The 14,653-nt window shown below is 55.9% G+C and carries 13 protein-coding genes; 5 read left to right on the top strand and 8 right to left on the bottom strand.

Annotated features, from left to right (window positions below; translation table 11 throughout):
- The first annotated feature begins 6 nt into the window (after nt 1-6).
- A complete protein-coding gene (locus tag QC816_RS01335; protein ID WP_199283884.1) occupies nt 7-1,650 on the top strand; it encodes a BCCT family transporter in 1,644 nt (547 codons plus the stop codon).
- An 84-nt stretch (nt 1,651-1,734) separates the two neighbouring features.
- Here the strand turns inward: QC816_RS01335 and QC816_RS01330 are convergent, their stop codons facing one another.
- From QC816_RS01330 to QC816_RS01320, 3 genes are all read right to left on the bottom strand, one after another.
- Nucleotides 1,735-2,460, bottom strand: coding sequence for a 3'-5' exonuclease (locus QC816_RS01330; protein WP_264823569.1), 726 nt, complete (start codon nt 2,458-2,460; stop codon nt 1,735-1,737).
- 1 nt (nt 2,461) lies between these two features.
- The gene (locus QC816_RS01325) at nt 2,462-4,372 is read right to left on the bottom strand and encodes a DUF294 nucleotidyltransferase-like domain-containing protein (RefSeq protein ID WP_268901981.1); all 1,911 of its coding nucleotides are present in this window, start codon (nt 4,370-4,372) and stop codon (nt 2,462-2,464) included.
- 204 nt (nt 4,373-4,576) lie between these two features.
- A complete protein-coding gene (locus QC816_RS01320) occupies nt 4,577-4,966 on the bottom strand; it encodes a DUF4168 domain-containing protein (protein ID WP_085917241.1) in 390 nt (129 codons plus the stop codon).
- A gap of 141 nt (nt 4,967-5,107) precedes the next feature.
- Between QC816_RS01320 and QC816_RS01315 the strand changes: the two genes are divergently transcribed.
- Both QC816_RS01315 and QC816_RS01310 read left to right on the top strand, forming a co-directional pair.
- On the top strand, nt 5,108-6,046 hold the full coding sequence (locus QC816_RS01315) for a DMT family transporter (protein WP_309780619.1): 939 nt from the start codon (nt 5,108-5,110) through the stop codon (nt 6,044-6,046).
- A gap of 25 nt (nt 6,047-6,071) precedes the next feature.
- The gene (locus QC816_RS01310; RefSeq protein WP_441316940.1) at nt 6,072-6,845 is read left to right on the top strand and encodes an EAL domain-containing protein; all 774 of its coding nucleotides are present in this window, start codon (nt 6,072-6,074) and stop codon (nt 6,843-6,845) included.
- Between the two features lie 62 nt (nt 6,846-6,907).
- On the opposite strand, the gene mtgA is transcribed toward QC816_RS01310, so the two are convergent.
- From mtgA to QC816_RS01290, 4 genes are all read right to left on the bottom strand, one after another.
- Nucleotides 6,908-7,630 (bottom strand): monofunctional biosynthetic peptidoglycan transglycosylase, encoded by a 723-nt coding sequence (gene mtgA / locus QC816_RS01305; protein ID WP_199283887.1) that lies wholly within the window; start codon nt 7,628-7,630, stop codon nt 6,908-6,910.
- 10 nt (nt 7,631-7,640) lie between these two features.
- On the bottom strand, nt 7,641-8,495 hold the full coding sequence (fghA, locus tag QC816_RS01300) for an S-formylglutathione hydrolase (protein WP_085917238.1): 855 nt from the start codon (nt 8,493-8,495) through the stop codon (nt 7,641-7,643).
- Nucleotides 8,496-8,567: 72 nt separating this feature from the next.
- On the bottom strand, nt 8,568-9,677 hold the full coding sequence (locus QC816_RS01295) for an S-(hydroxymethyl)glutathione dehydrogenase/class III alcohol dehydrogenase (protein ID WP_085917237.1): 1,110 nt from the start codon (nt 9,675-9,677) through the stop codon (nt 8,568-8,570).
- Nucleotides 9,678-9,733: 56 nt separating this feature from the next.
- Nucleotides 9,734-10,714, bottom strand: coding sequence for an MBL fold metallo-hydrolase (locus QC816_RS01290; RefSeq protein WP_309780618.1), 981 nt, complete (start codon nt 10,712-10,714; stop codon nt 9,734-9,736).
- 202 nt (nt 10,715-10,916) lie between these two features.
- On the opposite strand from QC816_RS01290, the gene QC816_RS01285 reads away from it, so the two are divergent.
- Both QC816_RS01285 and QC816_RS01280 read left to right on the top strand, forming a co-directional pair.
- The gene (locus QC816_RS01285) at nt 10,917-11,813 is read left to right on the top strand and encodes a LysR substrate-binding domain-containing protein (RefSeq protein WP_309780617.1); all 897 of its coding nucleotides are present in this window, start codon (nt 10,917-10,919) and stop codon (nt 11,811-11,813) included.
- 135 nt (nt 11,814-11,948) lie between these two features.
- The gene (locus tag QC816_RS01280; protein ID WP_309780616.1) at nt 11,949-12,599 is read left to right on the top strand and encodes a hypothetical protein; all 651 of its coding nucleotides are present in this window, start codon (nt 11,949-11,951) and stop codon (nt 12,597-12,599) included.
- Between the two features lie 72 nt (nt 12,600-12,671).
- On the opposite strand, the gene rpoD is transcribed toward QC816_RS01280, so the two are convergent.
- Complete coding sequence (gene rpoD, locus QC816_RS01275; protein WP_309780615.1) at nt 12,672-14,516, bottom strand: RNA polymerase sigma factor RpoD; 1,845 nt, start codon at nt 14,514-14,516, stop codon at nt 12,672-12,674.
- Nucleotides 14,517-14,653: the final 137 nt, after the last annotated feature.

The following is a 14,653-nucleotide window of genomic DNA, read 5'->3' as shown; positions in this document are numbered from 1 at the left end:
AACTTTGTGGATAACAAATCGCAAGACCAATCGCCAGATGAGAACGCTCCTTCGGAAGGGATTCCTGCTCCGGAGGGGCCAGCCAACCTGATCGATACCGATTACGTTATCGGCCAGGACAACATCACGACCAAAACGATGGGGGTTAACCTTGACCTGCACGGCAAGGTTTTCACCATTTCTTCCATCGTCGTACTGCTTTTCGTCATACTCACGTTGGCCCTTCAAGACACCATCGCGCCAATTTATGACTCAGTCTTCAGCTTCCTGACAGGCAATCTCGCCTGGTTCTTTATCCTGGCGGCCAACATATTCGTCATCCTGTGTATCGGCCTGATCATTTCCCCATTAGGCAAAATCCGGATTGGCGGTGCCAATGCCAAACCTGATTTTACTTATATGGGCTGGTTCTCGATGCTGTTTGCCGCTGGCATGGGCATTGGTCTGATGTTCTACGGCGTCAATGAGCCATTGACCCACTTTGGCACGTCTTTTGACGGTGGCAGTTGGGCACCGCTGGGCGGTGCCGAAGGCGACGAAGCAGGCGCAGCCGCCTTGGGCATGGCAGCGACGATTTTCCACTGGGGCCTCCACCCGTGGGCGATCTACGCCGTGGTAGCATTGTCCCTTGCGCTGTTTGCGTTCAATAAAGGGCTTCCGCTGTCCATGCGCTCGGTATTTTACCCCCTTCTGGGCGAACGCGTATGGGGCTGGCCGGGTCACCTTATCGATATTCTGGCTGTTTTTGCCACACTGTTTGGCCTAACTACCTCGCTAGGCCTGGGCGCCACGCAGGCCGCTGCCGGTTTGACCTACCTGTTTGGTGCACCTGAATCCGATATCACCATGATTCTGCTGATTATCGGTATCACGATCATCGCGATCGGCTCGATACTGGCCGGTGTAGATAAAGGTGTACAGCTGCTATCCAAGATCAACATCGCCATGGCCGCCGCCTTGCTGTTCTTCGTCATTGCGGTCGGACCGACGCTGCTGATTGCCACAGGCTTCTTTGAAAACCTGCTTAACTACGTGGTGCACCTGCCTGCGCTGTCTAATCCGTTTGGCCGCGAAGATGCCAACTTCAGCCAAGGCTGGACGGCCTTCTACTGGGCATGGTGGATTTCCTGGTCTCCGTACGTCGGCATGTTCATCGCCCGCGTATCGCGGGGCCGTACCGTGCGCGAATTCATGGTATCAGTCCTCCTCGTGCCTTCCATCGTGTCAGTCCTGTGGATGACCACCTTTGGCGGTACGGCGATCAACCAATACCTCAGCCAGGGCATTGACGCCGTTCGCGATGCAGGTATCGATCTGCAGCTGTTCATCATGCTGGAGCAACTGCCGCTGTCGCAGATCACGTCGTTCGTGGCCATTGTGCTGGTCATCGTGTTCTTCGTGACCTCGTCGGATTCAGGCTCGCTGGTGATTGACTCAATTACCGCTGGCGGCAAGGTCGATGCTCCCAAACCGCAACGCGTGTTCTGGGCGATTATCGAAGGCGCCCTCGCCATTGCGCTGTTACTGGGTGGTGGCCTGACCGCGCTGCAGACCATGGCCGTCTCGACCGGCTTCCCGTTCACGATCATCCTGCTGGTGGCCTGCTATGCCATTATCAAAGGGTTGATGAGCGAGCCAAAAGCCGTCTAAAAGATCCTTGCATCAAACTTGAACGGGCAGCCTTGGGCTGCCCGTTTTTTTATGCTCAGAAAGATGTTGGTGACGCTTGGGGCATCAAGTCCAGAGCGCTCTCAAGGGTGTACTGGGCTCATAGTGCGTTGCAATCTGTGCCTGCAACAGCTCCGCTGTCGCCATGGCATCAATCAGCGCATGATGGCCTTGGTAACTCGGCAACCCGTAGCGACGGCGGCTGGCATCAAGACGAATAGAGACCGGCGGGCGCCCTAGCCAACGACGAAAGCGCGCCCATAGCTTCTGGCGGTGAAGCCGCGCTTCAAGCGACATCGTATCAATCATCGGAAACATGACGCCCTCACCTCGCCGTGACTTGATCGCCGCATCCAAAAAGGGGCGTTCAATATGGCGAAAGTGCACCACCACGATCCGCCCTGCCAAGGCTTCCAGCAGGGGATCGATAATCGCATCCAGATCCGGGGCATTGGCTATCTCGGAGTGGGTGATGTGGTGGAAGGTAATTGAGGCTTCATTAAGCGGGCGCGGCGGTTTCACCACCCAGTAGCGACGCTCGGCAAGCTTGATGCGCCCTAACGTAAACGGCACCAGCCCGATACTCACAATGGCATGGCGACGCTCATCTAGCCCCGTGGTTTCCATATCCAGCGCGACCATCGGCACCTCGGCAATGGGCATATCGAGGCTTGGGGGTGGCGTCTCGAAAAAACGCCGAATGGCCGGATCCTGCGCCAGCGGCGCACGCTTTTGCATGTACAGTGCCCAGTCTGCCTGGGTGATTTTCCGGCGCGGGCGAATCAACGTCATGTTAGCGACCCGCCCGGTTTGATGGCACGGGATAGCGGAACTTCAGAAATTTTTGCGCATTGCTGAGCACCTGGAAGGCATCTTTCAAGTTGTGCCGTTCACTATCGGCCACGTTCTCCGGCTCGATATTATTGTCGGGTACGCGCTCTTCCTGCAGATCGATCACTTGATGGCGAATGCGCGACATGCACATGAACTCAAAGGCATAGCTCAACTTGTCGCTCATGCCGGTGGCCAGGAGTTGCGTATTGGCAATGTCGTCCAGCCGTTGGAAAGTGTTCTGGGCTTTTGAGCCGCAGGCCAATGCATGTACGCGAATCAGATCGACCATCGGTGCTGTTCCACGGCGCTTCAAGTTGATGGAGTTATTATGCTTGCCGTCTTTTTCCATCACAAAGGTCCGGAAAAAACCCAGCGGTGGCGTTCGATTCAGGGCGTTGCGCGCCATGGCGGCTAAGAAGAGCGGTGACTGCGGGGCCTTTTCAGCAATCAGATCCTGGAGCGCTTCTACAAAAACATCCTCGCCGTAGAGGCTATCAAGATCGAAAAAGATCGAGCTGTGCAACAGCCTTTCCGGGGTCGGGTTATTGATCCAGTCGGTAAAGTAGCTTTTCCAGACACTCAACGGCTGGCGCCACTGTGAATTGGTCGCCATCACGTCGCCCTTGCAGTAGGTATAACCACAGGCATCCAGGCCCTCACTCACAAAATCCGCCAGCGCCTTGAAATAGTCGTCGTGCTCTTCGGGAACAAAGTCATCCGACAGAATCAGCGCATTATCCTGGTCGGTGACAATACTCTGCTCATTGCGTGCCATCGACCCGTTGACCATGAAACAGTAGGCCACCGGCGGCGGTCCCAGTTTTTCTTCGGCAAGCTCCAACAGACGGCGCGAAAAACTGCGTCCTATGGTCGAGAGTGCACTGCCCACCATGTGGGAGTTGGCTCCCTCCTGCACCATCCGGACAAAGGAGGCACTCACGTCAGGTGCCAGACGCGCCAGTCCCTCAATGCTCGACTGGTGAAAAATATTGCTCACCAGGTAAAGTCCGCTGTGGGTTTCATAGCGAATGATATCGGAGAGGTGCACCACCCCCATGGGTCGCTGACGATAAAGCACCGGCAGGTGATGAACGTTGTTACGCAGCATGGTAAGCATCGCTTCGTAGATAGAAACGTCCGACTGAACCGTGATAAGCCGTGAAGAGACCACCTCCCCTACCGCCGTTTGAGGCGAAAGCCCTTCAGCCACGACCCGGGTGCGAAAGTCGCTATCGGTCAAGATACCGCACACCTGCCACGTTTGCCCTTCGCTATCGTTGAAGCTGTAACGCGGGTTGGTACTGCCTTCTTTGAGCACCAGAACGGCTGAGGCTTGTGCATGGCTGACCTGTTGAGCCGCTTGCTGCACTGTGGTCGATGCTTCCACCATAACCGGGTAACGCGCCACCAGCTTGCGAATCCGCGTGACCATCATGTCGTTGGATTTCTTTTGCTGCTCTGCGGCGGTTTCCAGTCGCGGACGTTCCACTTCAACAAAGTCAGCGAAGTCCTCGTCTTCTTCGCACAACTGCTGAAATACAGTTTTGGGGATAAAGTAAAGCAGCGTGTCTTCAATAGCTTTGGCAGGAAAGCGCACCTTTTGGTTACGCAATAAGCTGAAGTGACCAAAGATATCGCCTTCCCCCAGCCGGTTATAGAGATCACCCTGCCTTCGATACACCTCGACTGCACCGCTACGGATATAGCACAGGTCGGACATCGTCTCGTTCAGCGCCAGAATATCGCTGCCAGTCTTGAAGTAACTGACTTCGACGCTACTGGCGATTTCATCCAGCAAGCTGTCCGAAAGCCTATCGAAAGGGGGGTGCTGCCCCATATGCTGACGTATTTCTAGTAGTTCGACATCCATGCTCTCTCCCCAGACCGTATAACCGGACTTCAACGTGACCTCGTATCCACGTTGATACGGGCATTTATACAAGTGTGGCGCGAAGCAAAAGATGCGTAAACCCTAACCATGAAAAAGCCCGGCGCTTTCGCGCCGGGCTTTGCAACCGCTACATAGCGATGCCATGGAATGACGTTACAAGCGGGTGCAACGCTCAAAGACTGCTTACGATTCCGCCATTTCCTGAACACGCTGCATCATTTCAGGATCTTGCTGGATTGTTTGACCAATGGCGTTGAACGTATCAACATCTAGGCCACTGTCTTCGACGACTTCGATCATGCGGTCATTGGCTTCGGTGCGGACTTCCTGCTGAGCGGCTTCATCATCGGCTTCCTGCAGACGCTCAGTGTATTCCTGAGAGATGACCGCGATTTCTTGTGACGCATCGGCAAACTGTTGCAGCTGTTCATCAGAAAAATCTTGAGTCGGTGCTGCTTCTTGGGTGGCCATTGAGTCCTGCGTAGACTCTTGATCCTGCTGGGCATGAGCCGTTGCCGTCATCAGGCCAGTGGCGAGCAGTGCGGCAGAAAACAGGGCAGTCATACGTTGCATAAAAAAACCTCGGTTAACACGTTATGGATGTGGTTTATGTGACGCGGACATAGCGTCGAGGTTCAACCTTTTAAGTAAAGTAATGTAACAAAAAGAATATCAAGTCACTCACCCCCAGCCAAATTAGACATTGAGAGCCTTATGAAAGGTGTTATATCGCTCGTACGCCAACGGGATGCCGCGTCACTCGGATTACTCGCCATGCCTGTACTGTTTGTGCTGCTTTGGAGCACCGGCTTTATTGGCGCCAAGTTCGGCCTTCCCTACGCAGAGCCCTTCACGCTTCTATTTATTCGCTTTGTGATGACGGTGCTACTGCTGACGCCGCTGGTATGGATACTTAAAATATCCTGGCCTTCATCACCCAGGTTATGGACGCATATCGCCATTTCAGGTCTCCTTGTTCACGGCACCTACTTAGGTGGCGTTTTCTATGGGATTTCCCTTGGCATGCCTGCCGGCCTGGCTTCGCTGTTGGTCGGCCTGCAACCCCTGCTGACGGCGGCCTGCGCCGGCCCGCTGTTGGGCGAGCGCCTGGCAAAACAACAATGGCTGGGGCTGGGTTTGGGTTTGCTCGGCATCAGTGCCGTGTTGGGCAGCCAAATTGATCTGGGGCAATCGCTATTCAGCGGCTTTGGCCTGGGTGCCTTGTTGAGTGTCCTGGCCGCTTTAATGGGCATTTCGCTGGGTACGCTTTACCAGAAACGCTTTTGCACGCGTATGCCGCTGCTTTCTGGGGCCGTCATTCAATACCTGGCTGCGGGCGGGGTATTGGGCATTGGGGCGCTGTTATTCGAGACCCGGGACGTCACCTGGTCACTCACTTTTATCTTGACGCTGGGCTGGTTAGTACTGATTCTATCGATAGCCGCTATCCTGCTGTTGATGGCGTTAATCAAGCGCGGCGAGGCATCTCGGGTAGCAAGCCTGTTTTACCTGGTGCCACCCGTTACCGCACTACAAGCGTGGTGGCTATTCGATGAACGGCTTTCCTGGATAGGGCTTGGCGGGATGTTCATTGCCATTGTCGGCGTCGTACTGACGGTGCGCAAACCCGCTGCCAAAGTGTCACCAACATAACGATATAGAAATTCTCAGGGCTAGTATGAAGACGTCTGAATATCACCATTGCGCGCGAGTGGATGGCCGCTGTAACCGGTGCGATACCCCGGTGCCTTTTGCCTTCACCATGGCCTTTCAACCCATTGTCGATGTCGCTGCGCGGCAGGTGATTTATTACGAAGCGCTAGTGCGGGGACCCGATGGCGAGTCGGCGGGATCGATTCTGGGAAAGGTCACCGACGATTTGCTCTATCGGTTTGATCAAGCCTGTCGCATTAAAGCGATTGAATTAGCCAGCGCGCTAGGGATGCAGGCACGCTTATCGATCAACTTCTTGCCTAATGCTGTTTACGAGCCGGAGGCGTGTATCCAGGCGACCCTGGAAACCTCTCAGCGAGTGGGATGGCCTACCGAGCGACTGAACTTCGAGATCACCGAGACCGAGCGCGTTCAGGACCGGCAGCACATGCGTAACATTATCGAAAGCTACCGCGCGATGGGCTTTACCACCTCCCTTGATGACTTCGGCAACGGTTACGCAAACCTGGATCTGCTCACCGACCTGCGCCCGGACACTTTGAAAGTTGACCGTGAGATTGTCATGGACTGCAACAGCAACAAGCGCCGTCAGGCGATTCTGCGCAGTCTGGTGGCCCTGGCGGATACGCTGGGCACTCAATTAGTAGCGGAAGGCGTGGAAACCCGTGAGGAATCGCGCTGCTTAATGGCGTTGGGCATCCCGGTACAGCAAGGTTACTACTTTGCCCGCCCGCAACTGGAAGCGCTTGCGGTTATCGACGACACCCTTTACGACTGATTTAGCCAGGCGGTCCAGGCAGGCGGCGCTTTGCCGCCGCCTGTGCTGACCCCACAATGTCATCAATCGACGATGTGTCGTAAATAGTCGGCACCACCCAGGTTACGCATCTGTTGGCGCACCCATTGGCTTCGCTGCTCCACCTGAGGGCTTGGACGCGAGGCACTGCGTGTTCGCGGGCTAGGTAATATGGCTGCCAGCAGACTGGCCTGGCGATCTGTCAGCGCGTCGGCCGGGACACCAAAGTAGTGCTGCGCGGCCGCTTCCAACCCAAACACCCCGGCGTCCCACTCGGCGACATTAAGGTAGACTTCGAGAATTCGCTGTTTGCCCCAGATCAGCTCAATAAGCACGGTAAACCAGGCTTCGAGTCCTTTACGCGCCCAGCTTCTGCCCGTCCATAGAAAAACGTTCTTGGCGGTTTGCTGACTGATGGTACTGGCTCCCCTCAAGCGCCCACCCTCCATGCTGGCCCGCAAGGCGCGGCGTAGCTCAGTGATATCGAAACCGTAATGATGAGGAAACCGCTGGTCTTCTGCCGCCATGACCGCCACTTTTGCAGAATCGGCAAGTTGTGGCCAGCTCCGCCATTCCCGCTGCAGCTGTATCGGCTCGCTGTGAATCCAGCTCTGGATTTTACGCTCCACCATGACCATTGATCCCGGTGGGTGCACCACTCGAAACAGCATCACCAGGCTCACTGACAGCACCACAAACAGAAATACGCCACGCCATACCCACCACCATAGCCAACTGAATGAGCGACGTAGCGTACGTTTCAACATGAAAGCTTCCTCACCGTTTCAACAAGTGGTCGGCATGGTAGCGAAGATGGTCATCGATAAAGGTCGCAATAAAGAAGTAGCTATGGTCATAGCCAGGTTGCCGACGCAGAGTCAGAGGATGGTCGTGCGCTTCGCACACGGTCTCAAGGCGTTCGGGCTTGAGCTGCTCTTCAAGGAATTGATCGGCTTCTCCCTGGTCGATAAACAGCCGCTGCCGCGAAGCACCGTTAGCCACCAGTTCGCAGGCATCGTACTGGCGCCATTGTGCCAGATCGTCACCCAGGTAGTTGGAAAACGCCTTTTCTCCCCACGGACAATTCATCGGGTTAACGATCGGGGCAAATGCCGATACGGAACGAAAGCGCCCTGGATGGCGCAATGCCATGATGAGTGCGCCATGGCCGCCCATCGAATGCCCGCTGATAGATTCGCGACCGTTCACCGGAAAATGCTGACGAACGACCGATGGCAGCTCCTCAATCACATAATCGTACATACGGTATTGCGGCTTCCACGGTGCCTGGGTGGCATTGACGTAAAAGCCCGCGCCGGAACCCAGGTCATAGCTATCGTGTTCGCCGGGCAGGTCAGTACCACGCGGGCTGGTATCGGGACAGACGATCGCGATACCCAGTTCTGCCGCCAGGCGATGCGCACCCGCTTTTTGCATAAAGTTTTCGTCGGTGCAGGTTAGTCCCGAAAGCCACCATAACAGCGGCACCCGCTCTTCCTCCGCTTGAGGTGGCAAATAAACCGCGAACACCATGTCGCAGTCCAAGGCGCGAGAGTAATGCCGATAACGTTTATGCCAGCCACCGTGGCTGCGGTTGGCCGACACTAATTCCAGGGTTTCACTCATGCTCATGAGCAGGCTCCTTTAAAGCAGTAAGCGCGGCGGGTCTCCCCGCCGCGCCCCTTGTTGTAGGCACTATCATACTCAGTAATGCAGGACGGTACGAATACTCTGGCCTGCGTGCAGTAAATCGAAGGCCTCATTGATCTTCTCAAACGGCATATCATGAGTAATAAAGTCGTCGATATTGATCTCACCGTTCATATAACGCTCTACATAGCCCGGCAGTTCGGTACGGCCTTTTACACCGCCAAAGGCGGAGCCTTTCCAGACCCGACCGGTCACCAGTTGGAAAGGCCGTGTGGAGATTTCCTCACCCGCACCGGCGACCCCAATGATGATCGATTCGCCCCAACCTTTATGGCAGCACTCCAGCGCAGAACGCATGACATTGACGTTGCCGATGCACTCAAAGGAGTAATCCACCCCGCCATCGGTCATGTCCACCACAACCTGCTGAATCGGATCGCTGTAATCTTTCGGGTTCACGAAGTCCGTGGCACCAAACTGCTTGGCCAATTCGAATTTGTCCGGATTGACATCGATCGCAATGATTTTCGACGCCTTGGCCATGGCCGCGCCCTGAATGACCGCGAGGCCAATCGCGCCCAGGCCAAATACGGCAATCGTCGCGCCAGGTTCCACCTTGGCCGTGTTCATGACGGCGCCAATGCCGGTGGTCACGCCACAACCCAGCAGGCAGATTTTATCCATCGGCGCCTCTTTGGACACCGCTGCCAGGGATACTTCGGGCAGCACGGTATATTCGCTGAACGTGGACGTCCCCATGTAATGGTGAAGCATCTTGCCATCCAGCGAAAAGCGCGAGGTGCCATCGGGCATGACCCCCTTGCCCTGGGTGGCGCGTACGCTACCGCACAGATTCGTCTTGCCCGACAGACAGAACTTGCACTGTCCACATTCGGCCGTATAAAGCGGAATGACGTGATCACCGGGCTTGAGACTGGTGACACCCTCGCCAACTTCCTGCACCACACCGGCACCTTCGTGGCCCAGCACAGAAGGAAAATTCCCCTCTGGATCAGCGCCTGAAAGCGTATAGGCATCCGTGTGGCAAACGCTTGTCGCCGCCATCTTGACCAGCACTTCACCCGCTTTGGGCCCTTCTACATCAATCTCGACAAGCTCTAAAGGCTTGCCCGCTTCCAGTGCTACCGCCGCACGTGACTTCATTACTATTGCTCCTCTAACAGCCTATCTGTTCACGCCACTCAGTCCGGGCGCATGGTTCACTCTTCGTCGGACGTGACCGGTTGATACTCAATGGGTAGCCACTGATAACCCTCTTCATCCTGAATAATATGGCCTATGCCAGGAAACGGCATATGCGCCCCGGCCACCCAGTGCTTGCCTTCGACCGCCTCTTCAAGCACGGCTTGGCGGGTTTTAATGGCCTGCTCGGGGTCAGAGTCAAATTCGATGGCGACCGTGGGATCATCAAACTGTACGCCGTAACTATGCACCACATCGCCCCACACCAGCATGGCATCATCGTCTCCACTCAGCATAAAGCTGGTGTGACCGGGGGTATGCCCATGGGTATCCTCGGCCACGATCCCCATCAGCATCTCATCACCCGGCTCAAACGGTGTGAACCGGTCATCCTCTATATAAGGCGCAACAGCGTCCTGAGCCATCTCGAAAAAGGCACGCTGGCCTTCATCGGCCGCTTCTGCACGCGACTCGCTCAACCAGAAATCGGCGTCCTGCTGGCTGGCCCGCAACTCGGCGTTGGGATAAACAGCTTCGCCGTCACGGGTCAACCCGCAAACATGGTCGGGGTGAAGATGGGTCATCAGGATAGTATCCACATCTTCTGGCTGGTAACCGGACGCACGCATGTTGTCTTCGACATGCCCAAGTGTCGGGCCAAAACACGTAGATGAACCCGCATCCACCAGAACAAGGTTCTCCCCAGTATTGATCAGAAAAGCATTAACAGCGGTTTGAACGCCATCTTCGGAGTCGATGAACAACGCATTCAGGTGCTCACGTATCTCCGCTTGCTCCATGCCTTTTAGCAGTTGTGTTTCAATCGCCGTATAGCCGTCGTACAGCGCCGTGACTTCATGGTCATCAACCATCATCCTGAACCAGCCTGATACCTGCTCCGGCCGTTGGTCAGGGGCCGCCACCGCGCTTAGCGAGGTTCCCATGGCCAGCAACAGTGATGCCTTGCCTACTCGTGGAATCCATACATGATGAGACACTCGTCATCTCCTTAGCCTACGAAAAAATCCGCCACGGCCGATAAACCTGCCCGCAGCGATTGCGCATTTACTTTACAACGCTGGTACGCAATGCCCTAACTAGTCACAGTGTAGGTCAGCTAGTCGGCAGGGATAAACCGGGATACACTCATAAGATTATTGCCACTGTGCAACAATCCATTTAACAGCAGGTAAGTTCCTTATGCAGCGCTGGGATCGAATTGAAGCTTTCATTGAGGTAGTCCGCCTGGAAAGCTTCTCGGCGGCAGCGCGCCACCTCAAGGTATCAACCTCTCACACCAGCCGCCTGGTCAGCCAGCTCGAAAATCAGTTGGGCGTTCAGTTGCTGTACCGCACTACCCGCCAGATCCGCTTGACCGATGCCGGCTCTATCTATGTGGAACACTGTCGGCACCTGTTCGACGGATTGCGTGATGCCGAACAGGTGTTGAGCGAACAACAGGGCAAACCTCACGGCGTGTTGAAACTCACCTCAGCGACGACGTTTGGAGAGCGCTATATCGCGCCGCTGGTCAACGACTTCCAGTGCCTGCACCCGCAGTTGGACGTGCAGATGCACTTTACCAACCGTCCGGTCGAGCTGATTGACGAAGGCTTTGATATAGCGATTCGCATGGGGGTGCTCAAGGATTCGAGCATGATTGCGCGTCGCCTATGCAAACGCCGCGAATATATTGTCGGCTCGCAAGCCTACTTTCGCCAGGCGACCCGGCCGCATACGCTGGGCGAGCTGAGCCAGCACCGCTGCCTGGTGGGTTCGCGACCCAACTGGCTGTTTGAGGTCAATGGCCAGCGACGTGAAGTCAAGGTCAACGGTTGCTGGCAGGCCAATTCCGGGCCCGCGCTTCTCGATGCGACGCTCAAGGGCCTGGGTATCGCCCAGTTGCCCGACTACTATGTGGCGCCCTACCTTGCCAGCGGCGAGCTGGTAGCGGTGCTCGAACCCTTCCAGCATCACGATACCGGCGTCTGGGCCGTCTATCCCCGTCATCGCCACCTCTCGCCCAAGATACGCCAACTGGTGGATTATCTTGTCGAGCATATTGATCAGGTGTTAACTGATACGCAATGGCGCTAGCGCCCCATAGGTATCTGCTCATTCAAGCAATCGCGGCGTGCTAACACAAAACAGTGGCGATATAATGACATCCTTGATGACCAACCGCTTGCTTACCTCCGCCTTACCCGGCGCTAGACAATATAAGGATGTTGTATGTCTGATGCTCCCCGTGCCTGGCCACTTGGGTTCCGCACTACTTTGATCAAGGGCATTCTCTACGCCCTGGGAATCGGCGCCATTGCCCAGGGCGCTTTCCTGGAAGCGCTCTACCTCCCCGAGGTGCGTTTCAGCGAGCTTGGCTTTACCGAGCTGACGCAAACCCTGACGCTTGCCGTGAGCTGCGGCCTGTTGCTGTACGTTCGCCATATCCTCAAGGTGTGGCCAACGGTGACGCTGCTGCTGCTGGCGTTTATCGGCGCGTCGCTGGTTCGCGAGCAGGATGCCTTTCTTGATCAGTATATCGCTGATGACACCTGGCAAATCATTGTCGCCCTCATCGTGGTGCCCTCGCTGGCCTGGGTCGTCATGCAGCGCCGCCGCTTTCTGGACGAGTTCGCGCACTACAGCAACTCGTTTTCGTTCGGCCTGTTTACCGCCGGGGTACTGACCACCTATATCTTTTCGCGGCTTTACGGTCGTCAGGACTTCTGGAGAGCTGTTCTCCAGGATCATTTCGTGCGGGAATTCAAAGACGTCGCCGAGGAAGTGGTCGAACTGCTGGGCTATTCCCTGATGCTCATCGCCATGATCGAGCTGGTACTGCTCGCCCGTCGCGTGCACAAGGCGCGCCTCGAACACGCCTAGCCCCACGACGGATCCATAAAAAAGCCCGCCGTTGCAAAAACGGCGGGCTTTTTTGACGCATGACGCCAAGCGCTATTCGTCGAGAAACGAGCGCAGTGGCTCAGAACGACTCGGGTGACGCAGCTTGCGAAGCGCCTTGGCTTCAATCTGGCGAATTCGCTCACGGGTCACATCGAACTGCTTGCCCACCTCTTCAAGCGTGTGGTCGGTGTTCATATCGATACCAAACCGCATGCGTAGCACTTTGGCTTCACGCGCCGTCAAGCCGCCCAACACATTACGTGTGGCTTCGACCAAACCTTCACCGGTGGCCAGGTCGATTGGCAGCAACATGGTGCCGTCTTCGATAAAGTCACCCAGGTGCGAGTCGTCGTCATCGCCAATGGGCGTCTCCATGGAGATGGGCTCTTTGGCAATCTTGAGCACCTTGCGGACTTTATCCTCCGGCATCTCCAAGCGTTCACCCAACTCTTCCGGTGTCGGCTCGCGGCCCATTTCCTGCAGCATCTGACGCGATACGCGGTTGAGCTTGTTGATCGTTTCGATCATGTGCACCGGAATACGAATAGTGCGCGCCTGGTCGGCAATCGACCGGGTAATCGCTTGGCGAATCCACCAGGTGGCATAGGTCGAAAACTTGTAGCCACGGCGATATTCGAACTTGTCGACCGCTTTCATCAGGCCAATATTACCTTCCTGAATCAGATCCAGGAACTGCAAACCGCGATTGGTATACTTCTTGGCAATCGAGATCACCAAGCGCAGGTTGGCTTCCACCATTTCTTTCTTGGCGCGACGGGCTTTCGCTTCGCCAATCGACAGCTTGCGGTTGACCTCTTTCAGGTCAGACACTTTAAGCTGCACCATGTCCTCTTCAAAGGCAATCTTGCGCTGGGAGCGGGCAATATCGGCGCGCAGCGGCTCCAGGCGATCCGCGTACTTGGGCTGTTCGGACTGAAACGCATCCAGCCATTTCGGGTTTGACTCACTGCCCGGAAACGACTTGATAAAGGTTTTACGCGGCACCTTGGCTTTCTTCACGCACATCTGCATGATAGCTTTTTCCTGAGCACGCACCTGCTCAATGCTAATGCGCACCTGCCCCACCAGCCGCTCGAAATGCTTGGGCACCAGCTTGATCGGCGAGAACAGCACCGCCAGACGTGCCTGCTCTGCTTTCAGCTCGGCACTTCCTCGACCGTACTTGGCAAAGGCCGCTTCTACCGCCGCGTTCTGCTCACGAATCTGCTCGAAGCGCGCACGCGCCTCTTCGGGATCCGGGCCACCTTCGCTCGCAGTGGAGTCATCATCTTCGTCGTCGCCTTCAACGTCTTCATCGACCTCTGTCACGGGCTCAGGCTCGGGCACTTCTGCTTCCGCCACGCCGGGGATACCTTCATCCGGGTCGATAAAACCAGAGAAGAGATCGGATAACCGACCGGGAGCCTCTTCGTCCTGAGTCGCGTCGTAGGCGTCCAGAATAGAGGCCACGGCACCAGGCAAATAGGCCAGCGCCGACATGACTTCGCGTGTCCCCTCTTCAATCCGCTTGGCGATTTCGATCTCGCCTTCACGGGTCAAGAGTTCAACCGTGCCCATCTCACGCATGTACATGCGGACAGGGTCGGTGGTGCGACCGACGTCGCTTTCCACGGCGGCAAGGGCCGCAACGGCCTCCTCCGCAGCGGACTCGTCCGTGGAGTGATCCGACATCATCAAAGTGTCTTCATCTGGCGCTTCTTCAACGACACTAATTCCCATGTCGTTGATCATGCCAATGATGTCTTCCACTTGATCCGGGTCGGCGATATCCTCGGGTAGATGGTCGTTGACCTCGGCATAGGTCAGGTAACCCTGTTCCTTACCGCGCGCGATCAACTCCTTCAGACGCGACTGCTGCTGTGCATTTCCAGCCATAGAAACCCTATCTCGACGAAGAAGAATGAAGCACCTGAAGCACTGATGCAAAACCTGACAAGCCTAACAGTATAGCGTGATTGGCCTGAGTTTTTCCAGTTTGTGTATTTGCGCTGTCATTCAGGTGTGTTAGTTTG

It is taken from the genome of Vreelandella janggokensis, assembly GCF_031451615.1.
Classification (GTDB): domain Bacteria; phylum Pseudomonadota; class Gammaproteobacteria; order Pseudomonadales; family Halomonadaceae; genus Vreelandella; species Vreelandella janggokensis.
This window is presented reverse-complemented; position numbering and strand designations above follow the sequence as displayed.